33 protein-coding genes are annotated in these 26,739 nt (G+C 66.9%); 4 read left to right on the plus strand and 29 right to left on the minus strand.

Annotated elements, in window-relative coordinates; all coding sequences use genetic code 11:
- Positions 1-2: 2 nt before the first annotated feature.
- The 19 genes from ACP2AD_RS09570 to ndhC form a co-directional block, all read right to left on the minus strand.
- Positions 3-1,568, minus strand: coding sequence for an NADH-quinone oxidoreductase subunit M (locus ACP2AD_RS09570; protein ID WP_425229838.1), 1,566 nt, complete (start codon positions 1,566-1,568; stop codon positions 3-5).
- Positions 1,565-3,634: an NADH-quinone oxidoreductase subunit L gene (gene nuoL / locus ACP2AD_RS09575; RefSeq protein ID WP_425229839.1), complete on the minus strand. Its 2,070-nt coding sequence runs from the start codon at positions 3,632-3,634 to the stop codon at positions 1,565-1,567. The genes ACP2AD_RS09570 and nuoL overlap by 4 nt, the downstream gene beginning before the upstream one ends.
- A 1-nt stretch (position 3,635) precedes the next feature.
- Entirely contained in the window at positions 3,636-3,941 is a 306-nt protein-coding gene (gene nuoK / locus ACP2AD_RS09580; protein WP_425229840.1) for an NADH-quinone oxidoreductase subunit NuoK, read from the minus strand.
- A gap of 100 nt (positions 3,942-4,041) precedes the next feature.
- Positions 4,042-4,656 carry an NADH-quinone oxidoreductase subunit J gene (locus ACP2AD_RS09585; protein WP_425229841.1) on the minus strand — a complete coding sequence of 205 codons (615 nt, stop codon included), beginning with the start codon at positions 4,654-4,656 and terminating at the stop codon, positions 4,042-4,044.
- Between the two features lie 12 nt (positions 4,657-4,668).
- Complete coding sequence (gene nuoI, locus ACP2AD_RS09590) at positions 4,669-5,154, minus strand: NADH-quinone oxidoreductase subunit NuoI (protein ID WP_425229842.1); 486 nt, start codon at positions 5,152-5,154, stop codon at positions 4,669-4,671.
- Positions 5,151-5,963 carry a hypothetical protein gene (locus ACP2AD_RS09595; RefSeq protein ID WP_425229843.1) on the minus strand — a complete coding sequence of 271 codons (813 nt, stop codon included), beginning with the start codon at positions 5,961-5,963 and terminating at the stop codon, positions 5,151-5,153. The genes nuoI and ACP2AD_RS09595 overlap by 4 nt, the downstream gene beginning before the upstream one ends.
- Positions 5,964-5,968: 5 nt before the next feature.
- The gene (nuoH, locus tag ACP2AD_RS09600) at positions 5,969-6,988 is read right to left on the minus strand and encodes an NADH-quinone oxidoreductase subunit NuoH (protein ID WP_425231143.1); all 1,020 of its coding nucleotides are present in this window, start codon (positions 6,986-6,988) and stop codon (positions 5,969-5,971) included.
- A 141-nt stretch (positions 6,989-7,129) separates the two neighbouring features.
- Entirely contained in the window at positions 7,130-9,124 is a 1,995-nt protein-coding gene (gene nuoG, locus ACP2AD_RS09605; RefSeq protein ID WP_425229844.1) for an NADH-quinone oxidoreductase subunit NuoG, read from the minus strand.
- Between the two features lie 95 nt (positions 9,125-9,219).
- On the minus strand, positions 9,220-9,870 hold the full coding sequence (locus ACP2AD_RS09610) for a hypothetical protein (protein WP_425229845.1): 651 nt from the start codon (positions 9,868-9,870) through the stop codon (positions 9,220-9,222).
- Between the two features lie 60 nt (positions 9,871-9,930).
- Positions 9,931-11,244, minus strand: a complete 1,314-nt coding sequence (nuoF, locus tag ACP2AD_RS09615) for an NADH-quinone oxidoreductase subunit NuoF (protein ID WP_425229846.1) — start codon at positions 11,242-11,244, stop codon at positions 9,931-9,933.
- Entirely contained in the window at positions 11,244-11,393 is a 150-nt protein-coding gene (locus ACP2AD_RS09620; protein ID WP_425229847.1) for a hypothetical protein, read from the minus strand. The genes nuoF and ACP2AD_RS09620 overlap by 1 nt, the downstream gene beginning before the upstream one ends.
- Positions 11,393-11,656, minus strand: coding sequence for a hypothetical protein (locus ACP2AD_RS09625; protein ID WP_425229848.1), 264 nt, complete (start codon positions 11,654-11,656; stop codon positions 11,393-11,395). Before ACP2AD_RS09625 ends, ACP2AD_RS09620 begins: the two co-directional genes overlap by 1 nt.
- A complete protein-coding gene (locus tag ACP2AD_RS09630; protein WP_425229849.1) occupies positions 11,649-12,362 on the minus strand; it encodes a complex I 24 kDa subunit family protein in 714 nt (237 codons plus the stop codon). The genes ACP2AD_RS09625 and ACP2AD_RS09630 overlap by 8 nt, the downstream gene beginning before the upstream one ends.
- Positions 12,355-12,738, minus strand: a complete 384-nt coding sequence (locus ACP2AD_RS09635) for a hypothetical protein (RefSeq protein WP_425229850.1) — start codon at positions 12,736-12,738, stop codon at positions 12,355-12,357. Before ACP2AD_RS09635 ends, ACP2AD_RS09630 begins: the two co-directional genes overlap by 8 nt.
- Complete coding sequence (locus tag ACP2AD_RS09640) at positions 12,735-13,949, minus strand: NADH-quinone oxidoreductase subunit D (RefSeq protein WP_425231144.1); 1,215 nt, start codon at positions 13,947-13,949, stop codon at positions 12,735-12,737. The genes ACP2AD_RS09635 and ACP2AD_RS09640 overlap by 4 nt, the downstream gene beginning before the upstream one ends.
- A gap of 74 nt (positions 13,950-14,023) precedes the next feature.
- Complete coding sequence (locus ACP2AD_RS09645) at positions 14,024-14,857, minus strand: NADH-quinone oxidoreductase subunit C (protein WP_425229851.1); 834 nt, start codon at positions 14,855-14,857, stop codon at positions 14,024-14,026.
- Positions 14,850-15,077: a hypothetical protein gene (locus ACP2AD_RS09650; protein ID WP_425229852.1), complete on the minus strand. Its 228-nt coding sequence runs from the start codon at positions 15,075-15,077 to the stop codon at positions 14,850-14,852. The genes ACP2AD_RS09645 and ACP2AD_RS09650 overlap by 8 nt, the downstream gene beginning before the upstream one ends.
- Positions 15,074-15,649 (minus strand): NuoB/complex I 20 kDa subunit family protein, encoded by a 576-nt coding sequence (locus ACP2AD_RS09655; protein WP_425229853.1) that lies wholly within the window; start codon positions 15,647-15,649, stop codon positions 15,074-15,076. The genes ACP2AD_RS09650 and ACP2AD_RS09655 overlap by 4 nt, the downstream gene beginning before the upstream one ends.
- A complete protein-coding gene (ndhC, locus tag ACP2AD_RS09660; RefSeq protein ID WP_425229854.1) occupies positions 15,646-16,020 on the minus strand; it encodes an NADH-quinone oxidoreductase subunit A in 375 nt (124 codons plus the stop codon). The genes ACP2AD_RS09655 and ndhC overlap by 4 nt, the downstream gene beginning before the upstream one ends.
- A 195-nt stretch (positions 16,021-16,215) precedes the next feature.
- Between ndhC and ACP2AD_RS09665 the strand changes: the two genes are divergently transcribed.
- Positions 16,216-16,617 carry a hypothetical protein gene (locus ACP2AD_RS09665; RefSeq protein WP_425229855.1) on the plus strand — a complete coding sequence of 134 codons (402 nt, stop codon included), beginning with the start codon at positions 16,216-16,218 and terminating at the stop codon, positions 16,615-16,617.
- Positions 16,618-16,627: 10 nt separating this feature from the next.
- Here the strand turns inward: ACP2AD_RS09665 and ACP2AD_RS09670 are convergent, their stop codons facing one another.
- The 7 genes from ACP2AD_RS09670 to ACP2AD_RS09700 all read right to left on the minus strand — a co-directional run bounded on the left by ACP2AD_RS09670 (position 16,628) and on the right by ACP2AD_RS09700 (position 22,463).
- Complete coding sequence (locus tag ACP2AD_RS09670; RefSeq protein ID WP_425229856.1) at positions 16,628-17,440, minus strand: inositol monophosphatase family protein; 813 nt, start codon at positions 17,438-17,440, stop codon at positions 16,628-16,630.
- 239 nt (positions 17,441-17,679) lie between these two features.
- The gene (gene efp / locus ACP2AD_RS09675; RefSeq protein ID WP_425229857.1) at positions 17,680-18,243 is read right to left on the minus strand and encodes an elongation factor P; all 564 of its coding nucleotides are present in this window, start codon (positions 18,241-18,243) and stop codon (positions 17,680-17,682) included.
- A 78-nt stretch (positions 18,244-18,321) separates the two neighbouring features.
- Positions 18,322-18,906, minus strand: coding sequence for a M23 family metallopeptidase (locus ACP2AD_RS09680; protein ID WP_425229858.1), 585 nt, complete (start codon positions 18,904-18,906; stop codon positions 18,322-18,324).
- Positions 18,907-18,910: 4 nt separating this feature from the next.
- Positions 18,911-19,936, minus strand: a complete 1,026-nt coding sequence (locus tag ACP2AD_RS09685) for a L,D-transpeptidase family protein (protein WP_425229859.1) — start codon at positions 19,934-19,936, stop codon at positions 18,911-18,913.
- 81 nt (positions 19,937-20,017) lie between these two features.
- On the minus strand, positions 20,018-20,731 hold the full coding sequence (gene thiE / locus ACP2AD_RS09690) for a thiamine phosphate synthase (RefSeq protein WP_425229860.1): 714 nt from the start codon (positions 20,729-20,731) through the stop codon (positions 20,018-20,020).
- Between the two features lie 144 nt (positions 20,732-20,875).
- Positions 20,876-21,571, minus strand: coding sequence for an O-methyltransferase (locus tag ACP2AD_RS09695; RefSeq protein ID WP_425229861.1), 696 nt, complete (start codon positions 21,569-21,571; stop codon positions 20,876-20,878).
- Positions 21,555-22,463 carry a class I fructose-bisphosphate aldolase gene (locus ACP2AD_RS09700; RefSeq protein ID WP_425229862.1) on the minus strand — a complete coding sequence of 303 codons (909 nt, stop codon included), beginning with the start codon at positions 22,461-22,463 and terminating at the stop codon, positions 21,555-21,557. Before ACP2AD_RS09700 ends, ACP2AD_RS09695 begins: the two co-directional genes overlap by 17 nt.
- A gap of 121 nt (positions 22,464-22,584) precedes the next feature.
- On the opposite strand from ACP2AD_RS09700, the gene ACP2AD_RS09705 reads away from it, so the two are divergent.
- Positions 22,585-23,091: a TlpA family protein disulfide reductase gene (locus ACP2AD_RS09705; protein ID WP_425229863.1), complete on the plus strand. Its 507-nt coding sequence runs from the start codon at positions 22,585-22,587 to the stop codon at positions 23,089-23,091.
- On the opposite strand, the gene ACP2AD_RS09710 is transcribed toward ACP2AD_RS09705, so the two are convergent.
- The 3 genes from ACP2AD_RS09710 to gap are packed head-to-tail and all read right to left on the minus strand — an operon-like array spanning position 23,088 to position 25,806.
- Entirely contained in the window at positions 23,088-24,278 is a 1,191-nt protein-coding gene (locus tag ACP2AD_RS09710; protein ID WP_425229864.1) for a phosphoglycerate kinase, read from the minus strand. The two genes, ACP2AD_RS09705 and ACP2AD_RS09710, sit on opposite strands and share 4 nt — an antisense overlap.
- A complete protein-coding gene (locus ACP2AD_RS09715; protein WP_425229865.1) occupies positions 24,275-24,793 on the minus strand; it encodes an MOSC domain-containing protein in 519 nt (172 codons plus the stop codon). Before ACP2AD_RS09715 ends, ACP2AD_RS09710 begins: the two co-directional genes overlap by 4 nt.
- A 5-nt stretch (positions 24,794-24,798) precedes the next feature.
- Positions 24,799-25,806 carry a type I glyceraldehyde-3-phosphate dehydrogenase gene (gene gap / locus ACP2AD_RS09720; protein WP_425229866.1) on the minus strand — a complete coding sequence of 336 codons (1,008 nt, stop codon included), beginning with the start codon at positions 25,804-25,806 and terminating at the stop codon, positions 24,799-24,801.
- A gap of 182 nt (positions 25,807-25,988) precedes the next feature.
- On the opposite strand from gap, the gene ACP2AD_RS09725 reads away from it, so the two are divergent.
- Together ACP2AD_RS09725 and ACP2AD_RS09730 are read left to right on the plus strand one after the other, a co-directional pair.
- Positions 25,989-26,168, plus strand: a complete 180-nt coding sequence (locus ACP2AD_RS09725) for a hypothetical protein (RefSeq protein WP_425229867.1) — start codon at positions 25,989-25,991, stop codon at positions 26,166-26,168.
- A complete protein-coding gene (locus ACP2AD_RS09730; protein WP_425229868.1) occupies positions 26,168-26,476 on the plus strand; it encodes a cell division protein ZapA in 309 nt (102 codons plus the stop codon). Before ACP2AD_RS09725 ends, ACP2AD_RS09730 begins: the two co-directional genes overlap by 1 nt.
- The last annotated feature ends 263 nt before the right edge of the window (positions 26,477-26,739 follow it).

The following is a 26,739-nucleotide window of genomic DNA, read 5'->3' on the forward strand; positions in this document are numbered from 1 at the left end:
GGTCACGGCCGCGCCTCCGCGACGCGCTCTTCGGCGGCCGGAAAATGTGAGAAGTCCGCCGGTACTTCAGCAAGATGTGCAGGAACCCTCGTCGGCCGCGCGTCGCCTGCCGGCGCGGTACGGCCAATGCGCGCGAGCAGGACGCCGACATCCTTGCGCATCGGCGCCATGAAGCTCTCCGGGTACACGCCCATCCACAGCACCACCGCCGCGATCGGGGCGAGCAGCCACAGTTCGCGCCCCGACAGGTCGCGCATTTCGGCCACATCCGCCGCCTTGATGTCGCCGAACGCGACGCGGCGATAAAGGTAGAGCATGTACGCCGCGCCCAGAATGATGCTGGTGGTGCAGATCAGCGTCGTCCAGGTCGACAGCTGATAAAGCCCCATCAGGCTCAGGAACTCGGCCACGAAGCCGCTAGTGCCCGGCAGGCCGATCGACGCCATCGTGAACAGCATGAAGAACAGCGCGTAGCGCGGCATGTTGATGCTCAAGCCGCCGTAGCGGCTGATCTCGCGCGTGTGCAGCCGGTCGTAGATTACGCCCACGCACAGGAACAACGCGCCCGAGACGAGGCCGTGGCTGAGCATCATCACCATCGCGCCCTCGACGCCCTGGCGGTTGAACGCGTAGAGGCCGATTGTCACGATCGCCATGTGCGCGACCGAGGAATAGGCGATCAGCTTCTTCATGTCGGCCTGCACCAGCGCGACGAGGCTGGTATAGACCACCGCCACCGCCGACAGCAGCCAGATCAGCCAGGCAAGCTGCGCGCTCGCCTCCGGAAACATCGGCAGGCTGAAGCGCAGGAAACCGTAACCGCCAAGCTTGAGGAGCACGCCGGCCAAGATCACCGATCCCGCCGTCGGCGCCTGGACGTGCGCGTCGGGAAGCCAGGTATGGACCGGCCACATCGGCATCTTGACCGCGAAGCTGGCGAAGAAGGCAAGCCAAAGCCAGGTCTGCACCTGCGGATCGAAATTATACGCCATCAGCTGCGGGATAAACGACGTGCCCGCGGCATGCGCCATGTACAGCATCGCGATCAGCATCACGACCGAGCCGAGCAGCGTATAGAGGAAGAACTTGTAGCTGGCGTATATGCGGTTCGCGCCGCCCCAGACGCCGATGATGAGGTACATCGGAATCAACCCGGCCTCGAAGAAGATGTAGAACAGGAACAGGTCCTGCGCCGCGAAGGTGCCGATCATCAGCACCTCGGTCAGCAGGAAGGCGGCCATATATTCGGGAACGCGCTCGGTGATCGCGCGCCAGCTCGCGCCGATACAGATCGGCATCAGAAAGACGCTCAGCATGATCAGCAGCAACGCGAAGCCGTCGACGCCCAAGTTCCAGGCGAAGAAGCCGAGGCTGGAGCCATGCTCGACGAACTGCCATTGCGGACCGCCGATCTGGTACTGCGACCACATCACGATGCCGAGCACCAGGTCCGTCAGCGTCGCCAGCAGCGCCAGCCGCCGGGCATTGTCCGCCGACAGGAACAGACACAGGACCGCCGCCACGCCGGGAACCGCCAGCAGCAGCGAGAGGATCGGCACCCCGCTCATCGCGTCACCGCGATGGCCCAGGTGACGACGCCCGTCAGTCCGAGCAGCATCACGAAGGCATAGGTGTAGAGATAGCCCGACTGCACCCGCCCCGCGACACGGCCACCGAGACTGGCGAGCGCCGCCATGCCGTTGGGGCCGAAGCGGTCGATCGTACTCTCGTCACCGCGATGCCAGAGCAGCCGGCCGATCGCGAAGGCGGGGCGCACGAACAGCAGGTCGTACAGCTCGTCGAAATACCATTTGTGGAGGAAAAGGCGGTAAACCGGCGCGAACTGCTCGCTCGCCGCCGCGGGTGTGTCCGGGGCACGGATGTAGGCGTACCAGGCGCCAAACAGCCCGAGTAGCATCGCACTCGTCGCCGACAGCGCAATCGGCCACGGCACGTGCTCGGTCGCCTCCATCAGCGCGGTGCGGAACGCGACGGTGCCGTGCCAGTATCGCTCGCCCGCCTCGGGCGCGATGAAGAAGCCGTTGAACAGGTAGCCCGCCACCACCGCGCCCAGCGACAGCAGCGCGAGCGGGATCAGCATGGAGGCCGGGCTCTCATGCGGATGATAGCCGCCGGTGCCGTCGTGCAGTTCGGCCGCCCCGGGCTGGTGCTGGTGCGGATGCGCGGTGGTCTGCTGCGTCGCCTCTTCGCTCTCGCCGTGATCGTGGCCGCCATGCGCATCGTGCACAGCGTGCTGGATATGCTCCGAGTTCGCCCAGCGCGGCGCCCCCCAGAAGGTCAGGAACATCAGCCGCCACGAATAGAAGCTGGTGATAAGCGCCACGAGCGTGCCCACGAACCAAGTTCCGGTCCAGCCCGAGGCCCAGCCCGCCTCGATGATCGCGTCCTTGGAATGGAACCCTGCAAAGCCGATGTCGACGAACGGCAAGCCGACGCCGGTGATCGCCAGCGTGCCCAGCATCATCGCCCAGAAGGTCAGCGGGATGCTTTTCCGCAAGGCCCCGTAATAGCGCATGTCCTGCTCGTGATGCATTGCATGGATCACGCTGCCCGCGCCCAGGAACAGGAGCGCCTTGAAGAAGGCATGGGTGAATAGGTGGAACATCGCCGCGCCGTACGCGCCGATCCCGGCTGCGAAGAACATGTAGCCGAGCTGCGAACAGGTCGAATAGGCGATCACGCGCTTGATGTCGGTCTGGACCATGCCGACGGTGGCCGCAAACAGGCAGGTCGCCGCGCCGACGAAGCGAACGACGCCGAGCGCGTCCGGAGACGTCTCGAACATGGGCGACAGGCGGCACACCATGAACACGCCCGCGGTCACCATCGTCGCGGCGTGGATCAGCGCGGAGACCGGCGTCGGCCCCTCCATAGCGTCGGGCAGCCAGGTGTGGAGGCCGAGCTGCGCCGACTTTCCCATAGCGCCGACGAAGAGGAGCAGGCAGAGCACCGTCATCGTGTCGGCGCGGAACCACAGGAAGCCGATCGTCGACCCCGCCATGTGGGGCGCAGCGTGCAGGATCGCGGGGATCGAGACGGTGCCGAACACCAGATACGTGCCGAAGATGCCGAGCATGAAGCCCAGATCGCCGACGCGATTGACGACGAACGCCTTGATCGCCGCGGCGTTGGCGCTCGGCTTCCTGAACCAGAACCCGATCAGCAGGTAGCTGGCGAGCCCCACGCCCTCCCAGCCGAAGAACATCTGCACCAGCGTGTCGGCGGTCACCAGCATCAGCATCGCGAAGGTGAACAGCGACAGGTATGCGAAGAAACGCGGCTGGTCCGGGTCCTCCGCCATGTACCCCCAGCTGTAGAGGTGGACGAGCGCGGAGACGCTGGTGATGACGACGAGCATCACCGCGGTCAGCGCATCGACGTTGAGCCGCCACGCCGCCTGCATCGTGCCCGAGTTGATCCAAGTAAAGATTGTCGTCGCACCGGGCGTCGCGGTGCCGCTGAGGAAGCCGGCAAAGACGATCCAAGACAGCACCGCGGCCGTGAACAGCGCGCCCGTCGTGATTATCTTCGCCGGCAGCGCGCCCAATTGCTTGTTGCCGAGCCCGGCCACGGCTGCAGCGAGCAGCGGCAGGAAGACGATGAAGAGGATCATCTCAGCCCTTCATCCGGTTGACGTCGTCGACCGCGATCGTCCCGCGGCTGCGGAAATAGATCACCAGGATCGCGAGCCCGATCGCCGCCTCGCCCGCCGCGACAGTGAGCACAAACATCGCGAACACCTGGCCGACCAGATCGTGCAGGTACGCCGAGAACGCGACCAGGTTGATGTTCACCGCGAGCAGGATCAGCTCGATGGCCATCAGCATGACGATGAGGTTCTTGCGGTTGGCGACCAGCCCGAGCACGCCGAGCGCGAACAGGATTGCGGCGACGACGAGATAATGGATGAGGCCGATCATCGCGACTTTCTCGTCGTCGGGAAGACGATCGCCCCGATCGCTACCGGAACAGCCAGGATCAGCAACAGCACGAGCAGGTGAATGACGCTGAACCCACCTATCACAGCTCCAGCCCCACACCGACCGGCTGATCGACATTGCGGGTCGCGTCCTGCGGCCGCCGCGCCACCTGGCGCGAGACGTTCTGATAGCGCGTGCCCTTGCGCTCGCGATGGGTCAGCACGATCGCGCCGATCATCGCGACCAGCAGCACCAGCCCCGCCCCCTCAAACACGAACAGATAGCGGGTGTAGAGCAGGTCGCCGAGCGCCTCGATATTGGGCGTGGCGGCCGGGATCGCGCCCACCCGGTGCGCCAGCTGCGCATTGCCGATGCTCACCGCGCCGACCCCGTAGATCACCAGCTCAGCGGCGAGGATGAGCGCAAGCCCCAGCCCCAACGGCCAGTAGCGCGCGAACCCGGCACGCATTTCCGCCACGTCGATGTCGAGCATCATCACCACGAACAGGAACAGTACCGCGACCGCGCCGACATAGACGATCACCAGCAGCATCGCGATGAACTCGGCGCCGCACAGCACCATCAATCCCGCCGCATTGAAGAACGCCAGGATCAGCCACATCACCGCATTTACCGGGTTGCGCGACGACACCGTCAGCGCACCGGCAACGATCACCACCGTGGCGAACAGGTAAAAGGCGATTGCCTGAATCATCTCCGGCGCCGCCTACCGGTACGGCGCATCGGCGGCAAGGTTGGCGGCGAGCACGCTCTCCCAGCGGTCGCCATTGTCGAGCAGCTTCGCCTTGTCGTAGATCAGCTCCTCGCGCGTTTCGGTCGAGAACTCGTAATTCGGCCCCTCGACGATCGCATCGACCGGGCACGCCTCCTGGCACAGTCCGCAATAGATGCACTTGGTCATGTCGATGTCGTAGCGCGTCGTGCGCCGGCTGCCGTCATCGCGCGGCTCCGCCTCGATCGTGATCGCCTGCGCGGGACAGATCGCCTCGCACAGCTTGCACGCGATGCAGCGCTCCTCGCCGTTCGGATAGCGCCGCAGCGCGTGCTCGCCGCGAAAGCGCGGGCTGAGCGGCATCTTCTCGTGCGGGTAGTTGATCGTCGCCTTGGGCTTGAAGAAATAATGCAGTGTTTTCACGTGCGCCTTCAGGAACTCCCACAGCGTGAAGGCCTTGACGAACTGGGCTGGGCTCATCGCGGCGCTCCGGCAGGCGCCGTCGCAATCCAGCCCGGCGACGCGCCGCAGTCGCCGACGGCGAACTGCTGGCCGGCACGGCTCAAATCGACGAAGCTGCCCATCCGCTCATAGGTGGTGTGGACATAGGTGGTTGGCGTGTCGCCCAGGTTTACGGTGGTCGCGACCATCCGCTCGGCCGGCGCGACCAGAAAGAACTGCGTGCCGGTCCCCGTCCGGTCGGTCGCGCCAAGCAGGTCGGTGGTGAGGAAGCGGTAGGCGACCGACAGCTCGTTCGCCTCCGCGGCGGTCACGTGATAGCTCATCTGAAACACCCGCCGGTCACGCGCGACCAGGCGGCAGGTCGCATCGGCCAGGCGGCCGGCAAGCGGCTGTAGCCGCCACGGTCGTCCGAACATGACGGGATCGACCGTCAGCGGCTGCGTCGGCGGCAGCGATGAGCGTCGCCCCGGCCGCGCGGTGCAGAAGCCCTGCGCGACGGTCAGCGACGGCGATGCCAGCGTCACCATCCTGATCCGCGCCGCGCCCGCGCCGGGTGTGATCTCCAGCCGGTACTGGCCGCTGCCGGTCGCAAAGGCGATGACGATGCTGCCGTCGGCGCGGGACGTCGCCGGGCTGCTGGCGCTGATGCGGGCATATTGGCTGGCGGGCGCGAAAGCGATCACCGCGTTGGCGTCGCGCTTCGACCGGTTGTCGATCTCCACCGTAACCGGTGCGGCCTCGCCCGGCCCGACCAACGTGCAGCCGAGCGCCGCACGGTCGGCCAGCGTCACCACCGGCGGCTGTGCGGTGGGCAGAAGAAGCAACATCGCGATCATAGCGGCACCCGCATCCACATGAGAACCCCCGACACCAAGAACACCCAGACGAGCGATAGCGGCAGGAAAACCTTCCAGCCCAGCCGCATCAGCTGGTCGTAGCGATAGCGCGGCACGGTCGCCTTCACCCAGCCGAAGATGAAGAAGAAGAACGCGATCTTGAAGAACAGGTTGAGGATGCCGGGCACCCAGGTGAACGGCGCAAAATTGAAGATCGGCAGCCAGCCGCCCCAGAACAGCGTCGCGTTGAGCGCGCACATCAGCAGGACATTGGCATACTCGCCAAGCCAGAACAGCGCGAAGCTCATCGAGCTGTATTCGGTCTGATACCCCGCGACGAGTTCCGATTCCGCTTCGGTCAGGTCGAACGGTGCGCGCTGGCACTCCGCCATGCCGGAGATCAGGAAAACTACCCACATCGGGAACAGCAGCGGATTGAGAACCAAGCCGTTGATCGGCAGGCCGTACATCTGCGCCTGCGCGATCACGATCTGCGACAGGTTGAAGCTGCCCGACCACAGCACCACCGTCACCAGCACGAAGCCGATCGATACCTCATAGCTCACCATCTGCGCCGCCGCCCGCAGCGCCGAGTAGAAAGGGTATTTGGAATTCGACGCCCAGCCCGACAGGATGATGCCGTAGACGCCCAGCGACGACGCGGCGAGAATGTAGAGCAGCCCGACATTGATGTCGGCGAGCACGACACCCGCCTGGAACGGCACCACCGCCCACACGATCAGCGCGACAGTGAAGGTGATGATCGGCGCGAGCAGGAACAGGACGCGGTTCGCCGCCGACGGCACGATCGTCTCCTGCAAGAAGACCTTCAGCCCGTCGGCAAAGCTCTGCAGCAGGCCGAACGGCCCGACCACGTTAGGCCCGCGCCGCAACGCCATCGCCGCCCAGATCTTGCGCTCGGCATAGATCACCATCGCGACGGCCAGCATCAGCGGCACTGCGATCAGGAGGATGCCCGACAGCGTCGCCGCAAACCACGCCGCGTTGTAGCGCATGCCGACGGTATGATTGAAGAAGTCAGTCACGGAGCCCTGCCTCCGTCATCCCCGCGAAAGCGGGCATCGTGCTGCTGCTGTCACGGTCAAGTAGAAGCGCGATCCCCACGTCCGCGGGAATGACGAACCATGCTGTCAAAGTCACTCCGCCGCCTCCGCAAAGGCTTCGCCGTGGATCAGCTCCTGCGAGCAGCGCTGCATCGTCGGGCTGGCGCGGCAGATGGCGTTGGTGAGGTAGAAGTCCTTGACCGGATAGCCTTCGATGCGACCCTGCGCGGCGGTGTCGAGCGCGGGCGGGCTCCAATCGAACCGCGCCAGCCCAAGATCGCGCAGCGCCGGAACATCTGCGTACATCGCGTCGCGCAGCCCGGCGAGGCTGTCGAACGGCAGCGTGACGCCCAGCCGCTCCGACAGCGCGCGGAAGATGGACCAGTCCTCGCGCGCATCGCCCGGCGGGAACACCGCGCGTTCGCCACGCTGGACACGGCCCTCCAGATTGACCCAGGTGCCGCCCTTCTCGCTGTACGCAGCACCCGGCAGCACCACGTCCGCCGCGCCCGCGCCGCGGTCGCCGTGATGACCGACATAGACCTTGAACCCGTTAAAACGGCTGTAGTCCACCTCGTCAGCGCCGAGGCAGAAGGCGAGCTTCGCGTCCGCCAGCTCGGCGATGCCGCCTTTCGCCGCATAGCCGAGCATCAGCCCGCCCATCCGGCTCGCCACCATGTGGACGACGTTGAACCCGTTCCATCCCTCCCGAACGAGCTTCAGCGGCTCGGCCAGCGCCAGCGTCGCCCCATGCGCGCCCTTCATCGCCGCGCCGCCGACAATCACCATTGGCCGCTCGGCCTTGCCGAACGCATCGGTCACTGCCTCGGGAAGGCTCCCCAGCATCGCCACGTCGTCGCCCAGCCAATCGACTTTATAGGTCAGCTCGGTCTCCGGCCCGATCGCCCACACCTTCGCGCCGCGCTTGACCGCCTTCTTCACGCGCGTGTTCACCAGTGGCGCTTCCCAGCGCAGGTTGGTGCCGATCAGCAGGATCGCATCCGCCCGCTCGGCGCCTGCGATCGTCGTGTTGAAATTGACCGCCGCTAGGCTGGACGTGTCATAGTCCATGCCGGTCTGCCGGCCCTCGAACAACGAGCCGCCCAGCGCCTGCACCAGCCGCTTGGCCGCGAACATCGTCTCGCAATCGACCAGATCGCCCGCGACCGCCGCGACGCTGCCGCCATGCTCCACCGCACCGATCGCAGCGAACGCCTCGTCCCAGGTCGCCTCGTGCAGCTTGCCGCCGCTCCGGACGTACGGCCGATCCAGCCGCCGCCGCACCAGGCCGTCGACATGGTGGCGAGTCTTGTCGTGCGCCCATTCCTCGTTGACGTCCTCGTTGATGCGCGGCACACAGCGCAGCACCTGGCGCCCGCGGCTGTCGAGGCGGATGTTGGTGCCGACCGCGTCCTGCACGTCGATAGTCAGCGTCTTGCGCAGCTCCCACGGCCTAGCTTCATACTGATACGGCTTCGACGTCAGGGCGCCGACCGGACAGAGATCAACGACGTTGCCCGACAGCTCGCTACTGACCGCACGCTCCAGATAGGAGGTGATCTGCATGTCCTCGCCGCGGCCGATCGCGCCGATCTCCTCGACGCCCGCGATCTCCTCGGCAAAACGGACGCAGCGGGTGCACTGGATGCACCGCGTCATGATCGTCTTGACGATCGGCCCCATATATTTCTCGGTCACCGCGCGCTTGTTCTCGTCGTAGCGCGAATGGCCGCGACCATAGGCCAAGCTCTGATCCTGCAGGTCGCACTCGCCGCCCTGATCGCAGATCGGACAGTCGAGCGGGTGGTTGATGAGCAAGAACTCCATGATGCCCTCGCGGGCATGCTTCACCATCGGCGTGGTGGTGAAGACCTCCTGATTGTCGGCGGCGGGAAGCGCGCACGACGCCTGCGGCTTGGGTGGCCCGGGCTTCACCTCGACCAGGCACATACGGCAATTGCCCGCGATCGACAGCCGCTCGTGATAGCAGAAGCGCGGGATCTCGCGGCCCGCGGCTTCACATGCCTGCAGCACCGTCGCGCCGACCGGCACCTCAACTTCAACGCCGTCGACCTTCAGCTTGGGCATGAACCGTCCGGTTATATGGTCTCGAAGCGGTTCGATGCCCGCTGTCGCAATCCTTTAGCGGCCGTGAGGGGGATTGGAAGGCCGGATTGCCCTTTTCAGGGGTGAGGCGCGGGCGCCGGCGCGGTCGTCCGGCGGTACAGTCCTTCGGCCAGCACGCCCTCGAGGACCTCGCGCGTGAACCGCCACTGCCGCCCGCGCGGCAGGCAGGCGCCCATTACCGGGGCCAGTGCCTGATAGGCCCCGCTTTCCGCCGCCGTCCCCGCCGCGCCGCGGATCGCGAGATCGGCGTTAGTCGCATCGCCCGCCACCACACAATCGCCGAAATGCTGGAGCGCGGTGATCACCGCGGTCTCGGGCTGCGCAAAGCCGGGTTCGATCTCCGCACGCGCAATCGGCGTGCGCCCGCGCTGAAGATAGAGGGCCCGGAACACCGCGCCCCGCAACAGGTCGGCGCGAAACCGCATCCGCACGCCGGACACGTAGGACGACGCGCGCGTCAGGCATTCGGGATCGCTCACGGCCGTCCCGGTACGCGCGCCATCGCGACCCGTCGGCGGCGTGTTGAGGAACACCACCAACCGGCCGTGCGGCCCGGTCATCGATGCGTGATCGACCAGGCACGCGCCGAACGCGCGCATCACGGTGCGCGCTTCGTCGCGCGCACGGTCGTTGCGGTTGTCCTGGGCGCTCGCGGCCGCGCCCGCCAGCGATAAGGCCCCGGCGGCGGCCAGTAGCGATCTGAACATCCGCATCTGCTCCAATCAAAGATCAGCGTCGGGGGGACTGGGCCGCCAGCCACGCCGCTGTCATTCCGCCGCCTCCATCATCGGCGCCAGGTCACCGCCCAGCAACCCCGAGCGCTCTTTGATCCGCCGCTCCAGCTCCGGGCGGAAGTGGCGGATCAGCCCCTGAACCGGCCACGCCGCCGCATCGCCGAGCGCGCAGATCGAATGGCCCTCGACCTGCTTGGTCACCTGTTGCAGCATGTCGATCTCGCCCAGCTCGGCATCACCGGTTCGCAGCCGCTCCATTATCCGCCACATCCAGCCGGTGCCCTCGCGGCACGGCGTACACTGGCCGCAGCTCTCGTGCTTGTAGAAATAGCTGAGGCGGCTGATCGCACGGACGATGTCGGTCGACTTGTCCATCACGATCACCGCCGCGGTGCCCAATCCACTGCCCAGCGCCTTCAGCCCGTCGAAGTCCATCGGCGCATCCATGATCTGCGCCGCGGGGACGAGCGGCACCGACGAGCCGCCGGGGATCACCGCCAGCAGATTGTCCCAGCCGCCGCGGATGCCGCCGCAATGCTTCTCGATCAGCTCGCGGAAGGGGATGCTCATCGCCTCCTCGACCACGCAGGGCGTGTTCACATGCCCGCTGATCTGGAACAGCTTGGTGCCCTCGTTGCCCTTGTTGCCGATCGCGGCGAACCAGGCCGACCCACGCCGTAGGATGGTCGGCGCGACGGCGATCGATTCGACATTGTTGACCGTGGTTGGACAGCCATACAGCCCCGCCCCCGCCGGGAAGGGCGGCTTCAGGCGCGGTTGGCCCTTCTTGCCCTCCAGCGATTCAAGCATCGCGGTTTCTTCGCCGCAGATGTACGCGCCCGCGCCGCGATGGACGAAGACGTCGAAATCGTAGCCCGATCCGGCCGCGTTCTTGCCGACTAGCCCGGCGTCATAGGCCTCGGCGACCGCGGCGAACAGCGTTTCCGCCTCCCGGATATACTCGCCGCGGATGTAGATGTACGCCGCCCGCGCGCGCATCGCGAAGCCCGCGACCAGCGCGCCCTCGATCAGCTTGTGCGGATCGTGGCGGATGATCTCGCGGTCCTTGCAGCTGCCCGGCTCGGATTCATCGGCATTGATGACCAGGAAGTTGGGCCGGTCGGGCTTCGGCTCCTTGGGCATGAAAGACCATTTGGTGCCGGTCGGGAACCCCGCCCCGCCCCGCCCGCGTAGGCCGGACGCCTTGATCGCATCGATGATCGCATCGTTGCCCAGCGCCAGCAGCGCCTTGGTATTGTCCCAATCACCGCGCGCACGCGCGGCGGGCAGGTTCCAGGGCTGGAACCCATAGACGTTGGTGAAGATGCGGTCGCGATCGTGCAGCATCAATGGCTCTTTCCGACGATCCGCTCCGCCAGCGGGTACACCACCGTCGCCACGCCCAGCGCGAACAGCGTTGCCCAGGGCAAGGTGAAGCTGACATGCGTGAGCCAGAACGCCAGATAGGCGGCGAACAGGGCGATCAGGCCGGGCATCAGGCCCGGGCCTCCAGCGCGCCGATGCGACGATCGAAGCTGAGCAGCTGCCCGGTCATGTTGTCCAACCGCTCGTTGACACCGGTGAGTTTGACCAAAACGTGCTGATGAAAACGCTTCATCGCCGTCTGCCGCTTCTCGATGCGCTCCATCCGATCCTCGATGCCGGTAAGGCGCGCGTCCAGCCGATCCATGCGCCGGCCAAGCTCGGCGATGTTGGTCTGAATACTTCTGAGCATCTCCATCAGGAAGTCCTCAGCCATCGGCCTTCTCCAACGTCACCGCCGCCGGCACCGCGATCGTCTCCCAGCTCCCGCGATAATCGTGGTTCGCGTCCACCATCTCCTTAAGTGTCGTCGGCCCGCCCGCGGGGCAGCTAACCCGTCGGCCGGTCGTGGACCCCGCCTCGGGCCGCTCGCCCTTCGCCAGCGCCTGCAGCACCGCGGTGGTGCGGTCGTAGTCCAGATCCTCGTAATTGTCGTCGTTGACCTGCACCATCGGCGCGTTGGCGCAGGCGCCCAGGCACTCGACCTCGGTCAGCGTGAACAGCCCGTCGGGCGTCGTCCTCCCCTTCACCAGCCCATGGTTCTTGCACGCCGCCAGCACGTCGTCGGAGCCCGCCAGCAGGCACGGCGTCGTGCCGCAGACCTGGACATGGTAGCGCCCGACCGGCGCCAGGTTGAACATCGTATAAAAGGTCGCGACCTCGAACACGCGCATGTACGGCACGCCGATCTGGCGCGCGACGAACTCGATCACGGGCACGGGCAGCCAGCCCTGCGTGTCGGTCTCGGCCCCCACCTGTCGCTGCGCCAGGTCGAGCAGCGGCAGCGAAGCCGACTGCTCGCGCCCGACCGGATAGCGCCCGAGCACCTCCTGCGCCTTGCGTCCGTTCTCCTCCGACCACGCGAACGCCCCCCAACGCGCGCGGACCTCGGTCTCGTCGGGGATGGTGGCGGCCTCAGCCATTTGAGTTCGCCGGAGTCACGATTTGAATCACAGGCGGCGGCCCGAAATCCACTTCGCTGATACGATCGCCGCTAAATAACAGCGACATGCCATGGTAACCCTCGGAGCAGTCAAGTATTACGTTAATGTTGAGCTGCTCGTTACCTTCGATGCTCTTGAGCGGACAGTGTTGCATGTATCGCGAGACATCAGCCAACGCATGAGGTCCGCCGCTCCACTCCATGAGCTTAGCATTCGGCGTGAGCATACGTTGCGCCCTTCGCAAATCGCCGCGGACCAAGGCTCCCGTAAACGTCGCCGCCATCTCGTACTTTGAGGCAGGAAAACCGTCGGCAAGCACGAGCGGCGTTGCCAGCAGCAGGCAAAGCGCCCTCACCGATCACACTCCCCGAACACGATATCCATCGCGCCCAGGATCGCCGTCGTGTCCGCCAGCATGTGCCCGCGCGACATGAAGTCCATCGCCTGCAGATGGCTGAACGCCGTCGGCCTGATCTTGCAACGGTACGGCTTGTTGGTGCCGTCCGCGACCAGATATACGCCGAACTCACCCTTGGGGCTCTCGGTCGCGACGTACACCTCGCCCGCCGGCACGTGATACCCCTCGGTGAACAGCTTGAAGTGATGGATCAGCGCCTCCATCGACCGCTTCATGTCGCCGCGCGGGGGCGGCATCACCTTGCGGTCGAGGCTCTGCACCGGCCCCTCGGGCATCTCGGCCAGGCACTGCTTCATGATCCGCGCCGACTGGCGGACCTCCTCCACGCGCACCATGAACCGGTCGTAGCAGTCGCCGCGTGTGCCCACCGGCACGTCGAAGTTCATCTTGGCGTAGACGTCATAGGGCTGCGACTTGCGCAGGTCCCACGGCAGCCCCGCCGCCCGGATCATCGGCCCCGAAAAGCCCCAGGCGATCGCATCCTCGCGGCTCACCGTCGCGATATCGACGTTGCGCTGCTTGAAGATGCGGTTGTCCGCGACCAGGCTGATCGCATCCTCGAACAACCGCGGCAGCCGCGTGTCGAGCCAATCGGCGATGTCGGTCAGCAGCTTAAGCGGCACGTCCTGATGCACCCCGCCCGGGCGGAAATAATTGTGGTGCATGCGCGCACCCGACATGCGCTCGAAGAAGTTGTAGCAGTCCTCGCGGACCTCGAACATCCACAGGTTCGGCGTCATCGCGCCGACGTCCATCACGTGCGAGCCAAGATTGAGCATGTGGTTGCTGATCCGCGTCAGCTCGGCGAAGAACACGCGCAAATACTGCGCGCGCAGCGGTACCTCCAGATCGAGCAGCTTCTCGATCGCGAGCACGAAGCTATGCTCCATGCACAAAGGCGAACAGTAATCAAGCCGGTCGAAATAGGGGATGTTCTGCGCGTAGGTCCGATACTCGATCAGCTTCTCGGTGCCGCGGTGAAGCAGCCCGACATGCGGGTCGATCCGCTCGATCAGCTCGCCGTCCAGCTCCATCACCAGCCGCAGCACGCCATGCGCGGCCGGATGCTGCGGGCCGAAGTTGATCGTGTAGTTGGTGATCGTGGTGTCGCCGGTCGTCTCCTCGCCGGGCGTCGGCTCATGGAGCAGCTCCGAGATGTACGGGTCGATCTCCGTCGTCGCGGGTGCGGGCGCGTCGGCGGGGGCGATCAGCGTGTCTGCGCTCACTGGTTCTGTCCCTTGCCCGGGGTGGGCACCACGTCCGCGTCGGCGGGCTTGGCACCGGCATCGCCACCGGTCGCCTGCCCTGGCGAGGTCTTGCCCGCGGCATATTGCCCATCGGTGCCCTTCGGCGCGGCCGGGGCCACCCTGGCGGCATCGGCCTTGCCCACCTGATCGGCGGTAGCAGGCGTCGGCGCCCCCTTCTCTTGCGGCAGCGCCGCCTTTTCGTCGCCCGGCAGCGTGTACTCGGCGCCTTCCCAGGGCGACAGGAAATCGAAGCTGCGCCAGTCCTGCGCCAGCTGTACCGGCTGATACACGACCCGCTTCTCCTCCTCGGAGTAGCGCAGTTCATTATACCCGGTCTGCGGAAAGTCCTTGCGCAGCGGATGGCCGCGAAAGCCGTAGTCGGTCAGGATGCGGCGGAGGTCGGCATTGCCCTCGAACAGCACGCCGAACAGATCGTACACCTCGCGCTCCAGCCAGCCCGCGACCGGCCACAGCCCCGTCACCGACGGCACCGGCTGCACCTCGTCGGTGGAGACATGGACCTGGACGCGATGGTTGCGGGTCAGCGACAGGAGGCAATAGACGATCTCGAAGCGCTCGGGCCGGTCGGGATAGTCGACGCCCGCGATCTCCATCAGCTGCTGATAGGCGAGCCCCGGCGTGTCGCGGAGCGCCGTCAGCGTCGTAACCAGGCTGTCGCGCGCGACGAACAGCTGCACCTCGCCGACCCGCACCCGCCCATCGTGCAGAGCCGAACCGAGCGCCGCGTGCGCCGCGTCGATCGTCGCATCGTTCAGGTCGACGGCATAGGTCGGCGCGGGACTACGCATGATGAAGCCGCTTCGCCTCGCGCCAGGCGTGAACGCCGAACGCGGCCCCGGCCACCAGCACGGCTCCCGCGACGAGCAGCGTCAGGTCCAGGATCATCGGCCGCCACATCGGCCACATCCGCGCGATGTCCGCCCGGTCGCGCAGGACACGAACAAGGTTGACGACCGTGACCGGCAGCACCGCCGCGAACACCGTCCAGCCACGCCGGCCGCGCGTCATCGCTCGATGCTCCCGCTTCGCCTGATCTTCCGCTGCAGCTGCAGAATGCCGTAGAGCAGCGCTTCGGCGGTCGGCGGGCATCCGGGGACATAGATGTCGACCGGCACGATCCGGTCACAGCCGCGCACGACGCTGTAGCTGTAGTGGTAATAGCCGCCGCCGTTCGCGCATGACCCCATCGAGATCACATATTTGGGGTTCGACATCTGATCGTACACGGTGCGCAGCGCCGGCGCCATCTTGTTGCACAGCGTGCCCGCGACGATCATCACGTCCGACTGGCGCGGGCTCGCCCGCGGGGCCGCGCCGAACCGCTCCAGGTCATAGCGCGGCATGTTGACGTGGATCATCTCCACCGCGCAGCACGCCAGCCCGAATGTCATCCACCACAGCGAGCCGGTGCGTGCCCATTGGAACAGGTCCTCGGCGTTCGTGACCAGGAAGCCCTTGTCGGTCAGCTCGCCGTTGAGGCTGTCGAAGAAGCCCTGATCCGGCGGCACGACCGCCTTGCCCGCATCGGGGCGCGGCTGCAGCTCGACGGGACCGGAATGGCCTGTGACGGACGGCGTCATTCCCACTCCAACGCCCCCTTCTTCCAAGCATAGACGAGCCCCAGCGCCAGTTCGGCGATGAACACCATCATCGCGGTCCACGCCGTCCAGCCGAGGTGGAAGACGCTGACCGCCCATGGATAGAGGAACGCCGCCTCCAGGTCGAAGACGATGAACAGGATTGCGACGAGGTAGAAGCGCACGTCGAACTGGCTGCGCGGGTCCTCGAACGCGGGAAAGCCGCACTCATACTCGCTGAGCTTCTCGGGCGTCGGCTGGTGCGTGCCGGTGAACCGCGCGACAATGATCGGCAGGAACACGAACGCGCTCGACAACGCCAGGGCGACGCCGAGAAAAAGCAGGATCGGCAGATAGTGGGACAGGTCAACCAAGGCATGCTCGCGGCTGCGGAACGGATCGGGCCCGCTTTAGGCGCTCGCCTCCGCACCGGCAAGGCGAACACGTATGAAAAGGTATCGCAATTGGCTGCCGGCAAAGGCGGAGCGGAGGGAGTTGCCGCCGGGGTGCGGCCCGCTTATCATCACGCTTACGAAACGACAGGGGGGGATGATGAAGGACTGTCAGGTGTGTTTCCGCTGATCGCCTTGACGGCCTGCTCCGCGCATCCCGCCGCCACCAACGCGAGCGCTGCCCAGGCTGACGGCGCACGCACTGCGGCGAGCAGCACGGTCATCGCGGCCGCGACGGGCAATCCCGTGCTCGGCCGCTGGACGGGCGGCGAGGACTGCCTAGTCGACTTGCAGGATATCGAGTTCACCCCAAATCTGGCGCTGTTCCACTCGCCTGACGCCTCCAAGCCGTCAAACCCGGTCAGCTATGCCGATGTCAGCCCGGCAGGTGCCACAGTCACAATCTCGGAGGGGACACTGCACAACACCGCGGTAATCCATGTCCGCGACGCGACCCATCTGATCGTCGATCCGATTGCGGGCAGCACCGACCGGTCCTGCACGCTGACCAGGCGCTGACGGCTCCCGGTCAGCGCAAGGCGCCGGCCAGCAGCTTGTGCAGCTTGGAATGGAGCCCGTCATTGGCGGCCAAGAACTCGTTGCGCTCCATCGCTTTGTCGCCGCCGCGAAAGTCGGTGACGAAACCGCCGGCTTCCCTGACCAGCAACAGCCCGGCGGCGACGTCCCATGGGTGCAGGTCGCTCTCCCAATAGCCGTCATACCGTCCCGCCGCGACCCAGGCGAGGTCCAGCGCCGCCGACCCGAAGCGGCGGATGCCGGCGACCTGGGGCGCAACAGCGCCGAAGATACGGCTCCACTGTACGAAGTCGCCATGCCCCATGAACGGAATACCCGTCGCGATCAGGCTTTCCGACAGCTCGCGCCGCGACGACACCCGCAGCCGCTGGTCGGTCAGCCAGGCGCCGCGGCCCTTCTCCGCCCAGAAACTTTCGTCGGTCAGCGGCTGATAAACCAGCGCGGTGGTAATCTCGCGCTTGCCGCTCGGCGCCACGTCCTCGACCGCGATCGAGATCGCGAAATGCGGGATGCCGTGGAGAAAGTTGCTGGTCCCGTCCAGCGGATCGACGATGAAGCGCGGCTTGGCTGGATCGCCAGCGATCTCACCGCGCTCCTCCATCAGGAAGCCCCAGTCGGGCCGCGCGTGGCTCAGCTCCTCATAGATCGACTGTTCGGCGCGCTGGTCGGCCATCGAGACGAAGTCCGCCGGCCCTTTGCGGCTGACCTGTAGCTGCTGGACCTCGTTGAAGTCCCGCCGCAGCCGCGGCGCCGCCTTTCGCGCGGCGCGCTCCATGATGGTGAGAAGGCCGGAATGGGAGGGCATCTAGTTCTTCTTTTTTGCGACAAGATGCTAAGTGACGTGGCGCTGACCAGTTGCCGATCAGGCTCGAGCACCAAGCTGCTTCACTTCTTGATTGAGCCATTTAAGCAACGTGAGCTTCGATCCAGCTCCGCTAAGTGCGGCTGTATGATCAACAATCTTAGTCATCGGGTAGGATTGCTGAGCGCCCGTCCCATGAACCCGCCGTTGCAGCAAAAACTCGGACGCCCGCTTGTACACCTCTAATCAGCCCGACGGACGTAGGTCTGCTCATACACGTCGACGACGATCTTCGTCCCCGCGCCGATATGCGGCGGCACCATCACGCGCACGCCGTTGTCGAGGATCGCGGGCTTGTAGCTGGACGACGCCGTCTGGCCCTTCACCACCGCATCCGCCTCGACGATCATCGCCTCGATCGTGTCGGGCAGCTGCACGCTGATCGGGTCCTCGTCGTACAGCTCCATCACCACGTCCATGCCGTCCTGCAGGAACGCGGCGGCGTCGCCCAGCAGGTCGCGCGGCAGCGTCACCTGCTCGTAGCTGTCCTTGTCCATGAAGACGAGACCGTCACCGTCCGCGAACAGGAACTGGAAGTCCTTGGTGTCCAGCCGCACCCGCTCCACCGTCTCCGCCGAGCGGAAGCGGACGTTGTTCTTGCGGCCGTCGCGCAGGTTCTTCAGCTCCACCTGCATGTACGCGCCGCCCTTGCCGGGCTGGGTGTGCTGGATCTTGACCGCGCGCCAGATGCCGCTCTCATATTCAATGATGTTGCCGGGACGAATGTCCACGCCGCTGATCTTCATGGGGCTGCCTGTGGAAAGAGCCGGGGCGCGAACGCCCGATGCGCGGCGACTTAGCGGCTGACCCGCCGAATGCCAAGGTCAGCGCCCCCGGAGCACGGGATAGGCGTTGATGTCCTCGCCCTGCCACCAGTGCTGCTCCGGCGCCAGCCGGGCGAGGCTGAAATGCAGATGGTAGTTGCCCGGGCCCGCGTCGCCGGTATCGCCGACATAGCCGAGCACGTCACCGACGCGCACCGCCTGCCCTTCGTGCACCCCGGGGGCGTAGTCGCGCAGATGGGCGTAATAGAAGGTCCAGCGCCGATCCACCGAACGTTCGTAGAGCGTCGTGCCCCCCAGCCGGCTGTCGAACAGCTTCTCGACTGTCCCGTCCGCCGCCGCCAGTACGGGCGTGCCGCCGGGCGCGATGATGTCGGTCCCGTGATGCACCCGCCCCTGACTGCGCGCCTGCCCCCAGGTGTCGGCGATCTGATTGCGCGTCACGCCCTGTACCGGCACCTGCAGGACGGGCAGGCCGTCGGGGCGTGCCGCGACGGTGGTGCTCGGTTCGAAGCGCACTTCCGGCAGCCCGACCACGCGCTCCGGTCCGCCGAGCCGCACCATCGACGCGAACAGCGCGGCGATAAGCACAACCGCGCCGAGCACCACCCAACCGACCCGCGTCACGCCCTCACTCCTGGAAGATCACCGGCACCCCCGCCCTGACCATCTGCGCCAGCCGTGCCGCGTTCCAGTTGGCCAGCCGGACGCAGCCGTGGCTCTCCGTGCGACCGATATATTGCGGCTCGGGGGTGCCGTGCAGCCCGTAGTGCGGCTTGTTCAGGTCGAGCCACACCACGCCCACCGGCCCGTTCGGCCCCGGCGGCAGCATCGCAGCTGTGTCGGTCGAGTTCGCGTCCCAAAACAGCGCCGGATTGTAGTGAAAGCGTGGGTTGCGGTCGATCACCGTGACCTTCCAGGTGCCGATCGGGAGCGGATCGTGCTCGCTTCCCGTCGTTACCTGAAACTGGGCGACGAGCCGGTCGTTCGCGTCGAGCACGCGCAGCACGGAATCGGATTTGTCGACCACGATCTTCTTGCCCTGCGGCTGGTTCGCGTCGACGTTCAGGTCGCTCAGCGTCTGGCGCCACAGCGGCGGCAGGCTGTCGTCATAGCTGCGGCTGGTGGGCAGCGCGTTGGGGAACACCACCTCCTGCCCCACCGCCAGTCGGGTCTGCGCCGAATTGAGCGCGATCAGCACCGCGGGCGTCGTGTGAAACATCTCCGCAAGCTTTTCCAGCGGGTTGCGGTAGCCGAGCGACGGCAGGCGCGCCTGTTCGTCCTCATTATGCGGGATGGTGCCGACGAACGGCCCGGCCAACGCCGTCTGGCTCAGCCGCAGCCGCACGGTCGGACGCCAGGCGGCGTAGGGGTGCAGCGCCGCCAGTGTCGGCTGGTCGATCTTGCCGGTGATCGGCACGCCGCGTGCTTCCTGGAAACCCTTAAGCGCAGCGGTGAGCGACATGCCGGGCTTGCCGTCGAGCATGCCGGGCGAGAAGCCGAGATGATCGAGGATGACCTGGACGTGCAGGATGTCGCGGTCGATGGCGGCGGCCGTCGCAGTTGGCGATGCAGCCGGGGTGAGCGTCGCCGCTGGACCCGCACGCCGCGCGGGAGCCTGCGCCACCGCAGTCGCCGCCGCCGCTGCGCCCGCCATCAGAACTGCTGCTACCCACTTCGTCATCTCGACCTCGCCGGAACTGTTACGCTGGCGCACTAAACGGCCGGGCCGGCGCTTCTATCCCTCGCCGCCGAGCACCGCCGCGAACGCTCGCACCGCGGCCGCCTCGCCGTCGGGGTGCGCCCAGACCCCCGCGCTCACCGCCAGGAAATCGGCCCCTGCCTCGATCAGGGGCCGAGCGTTGGCGGGCGTGATGCCGCCGATCGCCACGGCGGGCAGCTCGAACATCGTCGCCCACCAGCTCAGGATCAATAAGTCCGGCCGGTGCCTCACCACCTTCGTGGTCGTCGGGTAGAAGCTGCCAAATGCGACATAGTCCGCCCCCGCGTCGCCCGCCTCCATCGCCAGGTGCCGGCTGTCGTGGCAGGTCACCCCGATCTGCACCGCCGGTCCCAGCAGGGTGCGCGCCTCGCGCGGATCGCCGTCCTCCTGCCCCAGATGGACGCCGTCGGCGCCGAGGCGCTTCGCCAGCGCGACCGAGTCGTTGACGATGAACGCGACGTCGCGATCGGCGCACAGGCGCTGCAGCGGCTCGGCCCACGCCGCCGCGCGGTGCTGGTCGACGTCCTTGACCCGGAACTGGAACGCCGCGACCGGGCCCGCATCCAGCGCACGGGCGAGGCGGTCGGAAAAATCGCCACCGACCTCAAGTGCCGAAACGAGATAAAGCTGGCATGGCGGTCGACGATCGTTGCGACGAAACGCGACCGCGAAGTCGGGATCGAGCGGGCCCAACGGGTCATTCGACGCAGCGTTCGGATCGGGGATCATGCGCGCGGAAGTTGTCGATGTTGCCGCAGGTTGCAATCATCTGCGGCGCGCGACAGCGGGCGAAAAGCGGTCATCCAGGCCTGCTGCCAAAAACTGCGGCTGTAGGACAGCGCAAAAACGGCCTGACGGTACAGCCGACCAGGCTCAGCCGGTGACGACCGCCAGCAAAAAGCCGTCCCACTTCTTGACGCCGACCGTCTGCACCACCGTCGCGGTCAGCCGCGGCTCGGCGGCGACCGCGTCGAACAGCGCGCGGGTGCCGGTGACGCGCGGATCGTCGCTGGCGTCGTCGAGCAGCTTGCCCTCGCGGACGACGTTGTCGACGACGATCGTCGCGCCCGGCCGCGTCAGCCGCAGCGCCTCGCGCAGATAGGTGACGTTGGACGGCTTGTCGGCGTCGATGAACACGAAGTCGAACGGGCCATCCAGCATTGCCAATGTCGCCGCCGCCGGCCCGACCAGCACCTCGACACGCTCCATCAGCCCTGCCTGCGCGATGTTCTCACGCGCAACCGCCACATGGTGCGGGTCCAGCTCCAGCGTCACGAGGGAACCGCCATCGGGCAAGGCCCGCGCCAGCTCGATCGTCGAATAGCCGCCGAGCGTGCCGATCTCCAGGATGCGCCGCGCCCTCGCCATCCGCGCCAGCAGGTGCAGCATTCGTCCCTGCGCAGGCGACACGTCGATGTCGGGCAACCCGCCCGCCGCGTTGGCCGCCAGCGTTGCCGTTAGGATGGCGTCGTCGCCGAGCAGCTTGTCTCGGATATAGCCGTCCACCTCGCCCCAACGCGGGTCCGGCGCCTCCGACCGCTCGACCAACGTCCTATTCCCCGCCCTCATAGATCTTGACCAGCCGGTCGAGCATCGCCAGCGCGTCCTCGCGTGAGCGCTGGAAGGTGTTACGGCCGATGATCGAGCCGTTGCCGCCGCCGTCGCGAATATCGCGCGCGTCCTGATAGACCGCGTCCGTCCCCTTCGATGCGCCGCCCGAGAAGACGACGATGCGCCGCCCGGCGAAGCTCGACTGGACGACGTGCTTCACCCGGTCGCTCTGCTTCGACCAGTCGGCGCCCTCATAGGCTTTTTGCGCATCGGTTTGTTCGATGTGCGCGGTCGGCAGCTTTACCTTGATGATGTGCGCGCCGAGTAGCGCCGCCATGTGCGCGGCATAAGCACCGACGTCGAGCGCCAGCTCGCCTTCCTTGCTGAGGTTGCCGCCGCGCGGATAGCTCCAGATCACCGTCGCCAGCCCGACCGCCGCCGCTTCCTCACGCAGCTCGCGGATCAGCTCCATCGACGCGAAGATGTCGTCGGATCCGGGGTAGATGGTGTAGCCGATCGCCGCGCAACCGAGCCTGATCGCATCACCGACCGACCCGGTCTGCGCCTGCTGGATCGAGGTCGCCCAGCTGTTCGAGCTGTTGAGCTTGAGGATGGTCGGCACCTGCCCTGCAAAGGTGTCGGCACCTGCCTCCAGCATCCCCAACGGCGCGGCGAAAGCGTTGAGCCCGGCGTCGACCGCGAGCTGGTAATGATAGTGCGGGTCATACGCCGGCGGGTTGACCGCAAAGGACCGCGCCGGGCCGTGCTCGAAGCCTTGGTCGACCGGCAGGATGATGACCTTGCCGGTGCCGCCCAGCCGCCCGTGGTTGAGGATCTGCGCCAGGTTCGCCTTGATCGAGGGCGAGGTCGCCTCGTATTTGTCGAGAATGGCTTTGACGGCCGGGGTCATGCGCGGTCCTTGATCTGGCGAGAGATGCGGGGCTGTTAGCGGCGCGGCACGGGCGGGGCAACGCCGGGTTGACACTCGCGGCGACGCTGCGCCAGCTTGGCTGGCGAACGGAGAAACGCCGATGGTGGTCCGAATTCGATGGGCGGGCGCGGCGACCGCGCTGCTGCTATGGATGATGCCGGCCACTGCGCGCGAGCCCAGACCCGGTGAAATGGCACCGCCGTTCGAGCTGACCCTGGTCGACGGGACCAAGCTGCGCTCTGACACGCTCAGCGGTCAGGTGATCGTGCTCAACTATTGGGCGACCTGGTGCGGACCATGCCGCCGCGAATTGCCGACGCTCGACGCCTATTATGAGGCACAGCGGAGCCACGGCCTGCGTGTATTCGCGGTCGCGACCGAGGACTCGCTGCCGGTCGGACAATTGCGTCAGTTGTTCGGGGCGATGCGGTTGACGCCGGTGCGTCGGATCAACGGACCTTTTCACCCAATCAACGATGCGATGCCTACTAATTTCGTAATCGGCCGCGACGGGCGGGTTCGTTACGCCCAAGCAGGCGCGTTTGATCTCGGTACGCTCAACACCGTGCTGGTGCCGCTATTACGGGAGCAAGCTCCCCCGTCCTAGCGCTTCAACGCCGCCACCCCCGGCAATTGCCGCCCCTCCATCCACTCCAGGAACGCGCCGCCGGCGGTGGACACGAAGCTGAAGCGGTCGGCCACGCCCGCCTGGTTGAGCGCCGCCACCGTGTCGCCGCCGCCCGCGACCGACACCAGGCTGCCGTCCTGCGTCAGCGCCGCCGCGGTCTTCGCCAACGCCACCGTCGCGGCGTCGAACGGCGGCGTCTCGAACGCGCCCAGTGGGCCATTCCACACCAGCGTGCGGCAGTTCTTGAGCACGTCGCCCAGCGCCTCGGTTGCGGCCGGGCCGATGTCGAGGATCATCTCGGCGGCGGCGACCTCGTGCACGTTGACGGTGCGCGTCATCGGGTTCGGCTTGAACTCGGTCGCGACCACCACGTCATAGGGCAAGTGGACGGTGCAGCCCGCGCGCTCTGCCGCCGCCAGGATCGCCTCGGCGGTAGCGGCGAGGTCATGCTCGCAAAGCGATTTGCCCACGGCGACGCCGCGCGCGGCGAGGAAGGTATTGGCCATGCCGCCGCCGATGATCAGGTGATCGACGCGGGCGACGAGGTGCTGGAGGACGTTGAGCTTGGTCGACACCTTGGCCCCGCCGACCACCGCGGCGACCGGGTGTTCGGGGTTGCCCAGCGCCTTGTCCAGCGCATCGAGCTCGGCCTCCATCTGTCGTCCCGCGAAGCCGGGCAGCCGGTGCGCCAGCCCTTCCGTCGAGGCGTGCGCGCGATGCGCTGCCGAGAAGGCGTCGTTGACGTACAGGTCGCCCAGCTGCGCCATGCGATCCGCCACCGCGGCATCGTTCGTTTCCTCACCAGCGAAGAAGCGCGTGTTCTCGACCACCGCGATGTCGCCCGGCCGTAACGCGGCGATCGCGTCATCGGCCGCGTCCCAGTCGACGAACTGCACCGGCCTTCCGAGCAGTTGGCTGAACGGCCGCACCAGCAGCGCCAGCGACAGCTTGGGATCGCGCACGCCCTCTGGCCGCCCGAAATGCGCGAGCACCAGCACGATCGCACCGCGATCCGCCAGCTCGGCGACGGTGGGCAGCGCGGCGCGCAGGCGGGTGTCGTCGGTTACCTGCCCGTCCGCCATCGGCACGTTCAGGTCCTCGCGGACCAGCACGCGCTTGCCGCGTACCTCGCCCATATCGTCCAATGTCTTGAAGGCTCGCGTCATCCCACCACCTCGATCTCGTCACCCAGCGCGATCGCGCCACCCGTCAGCACGCGGGTGCAGACGCCGCCTCGCCAGTCCGGCACCAACGCTGCGAACAGGCCCGGCGCCACCTCATCCATCCTGACACACGGATCGCATTCGACCGTCACCTCCAGCAATGCGCCGCCGACCCGGATGATCGCGCCCGGCCGCTGCGGCAGACCGAGCCCATCGACCATCAGGTTGCATCGCCGGCGCCACCAAGGCGGATCAATCCGCAGCTCGCCGCACGCTGCCGTCCAATCCGCACGGGCGAACAACGTCACCTGCCGCCGGTTACGCCCGGTTGGCTTGCGTACGCCGCGAAAGTCGCCGACCAGTCCCAGATCGACCGTCAGCGCCCCCTGCTCCAGCAGCTCCATCGGCGCGCGATGGTGCGCCTTGCGCGCGATGCCCGCCAGCGTTCCCGGCCCCGCCGCCGCGGGCGGGCGGCACGCCGTGCCCAGGACGGCCGCGTCCGGGATCGACGCGTCCACCGGGCCTAGACGAACCGGGCCATCGTGGTCGCGGTGTCGACCATCCGGTTCGAAAAGCCCCATTCATTGTCGTACCAGCTGACCACGCGCACCAGCTTGCCGTCGAGCACCGCGGTCTCCAGGCTGTCGACCGTCGAGGAGGCGGCGGTGTGCATCAGGTCGATCGAAACCAGCGGCTCGTCCGTCCAGTCCAGCACGCCCTTCATCTGCCCTTCCGCCGCCGCCTTGAGCAGCTGGTTGACCTCGTCGCGCGTGGTCTCCCGCTCGGGGGTGAAGGTCAGGTCGATCAGGCTGACATCGGGCACCGGCACACGGATCGCCGATCCGTCCAGCTTGCCCTTCAGTTCCGGCAGCACTTCGCCGACGGCGCGCGCCGCGCCGGTGGTGGTCGGGATCATGCTCATCGCGGCGGCGCGGGCGCGGCGCAGGTCGGGGTGGATCTGGTCCAGGATCTTCTGATCGTTGGTATAGGCGTGCACGGTGGTCATCAGGCCGCGCTCGATGCCGACGCTGTCGTTCAGCACCTTGGCGACCGGCGCCAGGCAGTTGGTGGTGCAGCTGGCGTTGGAGACGATGCGGTGGTCCGCGGTCAGCTTGTCGTGGTTGACGCCATAGACCACGGTCAGATCGACGCCCTTGGCCGGCGCCGAGATGAGTACGCGACCCGCGCCCGCCTCGATATGCTTGCCCGCACTGTCGCGGTCGGTGAAGAAGCCGGTGCATTCCAGCACCAGGTCGATGCCCAACTCCCTGTGCGGCAGCTTGCCCGGATCGCGCTCGGCGGTGACGCGGATATGCTTGCCGTCGACGACCAGGTCCTGACCTTCGGCATGGACGTCGCCCGCCCATTTGCCGTGCACGCTGTCGCGGCTGAACAGCCAGGCGTTCGACTTCGCGTCGGCCAGGTCGTTGATCGCGACCAGCTCCAGCTCGGGGCTGCCCTGCTCCAGCATGGCGCGGGCGACCAGGCGGCCGATCCGTCCAAAGCCGTTGATCGCAATCTTGACCGCCATGTGAGGCTACTCCCGCAAGCTGTTGAGGTGGCGCGCAAAGGCCGTGCGGGCGGGCCGATCCGGCCACCCGCCGCCACCCGAGAAGATGATGTGGGGGCACGCCTTTGCGGTCCGCACCGGCGCTGTCAACCTTCGCGCACCACCCCTTGCCGCCCCGAAACGGGAGTCCTATCGCGCTCGCTATGGCAGAGCCCCCCGCCGCCGATCGCATCGACGCAGCCCTGGTCCGTATCGAGGCGGCGATCGCCGCCCGCGCCGCCGCGGGCGATGCCCTGGCGCGCCGTCACGCCGCGCTGAAGGCGCGGATGGCGGAGGCGGTGGCGGCGCTGGACGACGTCATCGCGCGCGGGCCGGCTGCCTGATGGCCGAGGTGGTGCTCCAGATCGGCGGCCGCGCCTTTCCGGTCGCCTGCCGCGACGGCGAAGAGGCGCGGGTGCGCGACCTCGGCCGCCTGCTGGAGGAACGCTGGCCCGCTGCCCAGCGCGCTGCCGGCGGCGTAAACCCGGAGCGTGCGATGTTCTTCGTCGCCTTGCTGCTCGCCGATGCGCTCGACGAGACGCAGAGCCGCCCGCCCGCGGGGGCGGCGATGAGTGAGGGCGCGCTGGCCCGCGTCGCCGCCCGGCTGGAGGCGCTCGCCGACACCCTTGAGCAGGCGACCGCGAGTGCCTAGATAGGGGAAGGCGGGTTCTGCCTGGTACGAGCCTATATTATCCCTGAGGCTATTCATCATCCATCGGGGGCTGTCCCTGCCCGGACCCTGGTCCGACGTATATGGTCCCCACCTGACGTACCGTGCGTCAGTGGATAACCCGGCACACGGTCAAGGCGGTTCCCGTCACCGCGCAGCGCGCACGTGAGCAGTGCACGCGCTGCCCACGAGACGCGCGAGCACGGCCGGCGAGTGGCGCCAGCAAACCCGTCCGCCGTCACGAC

Source organism: Sphingomonas sp., from assembly GCF_965248875.1.
Lineage (GTDB): Bacteria > Pseudomonadota > Alphaproteobacteria > Sphingomonadales > Sphingomonadaceae > Sphingomonas.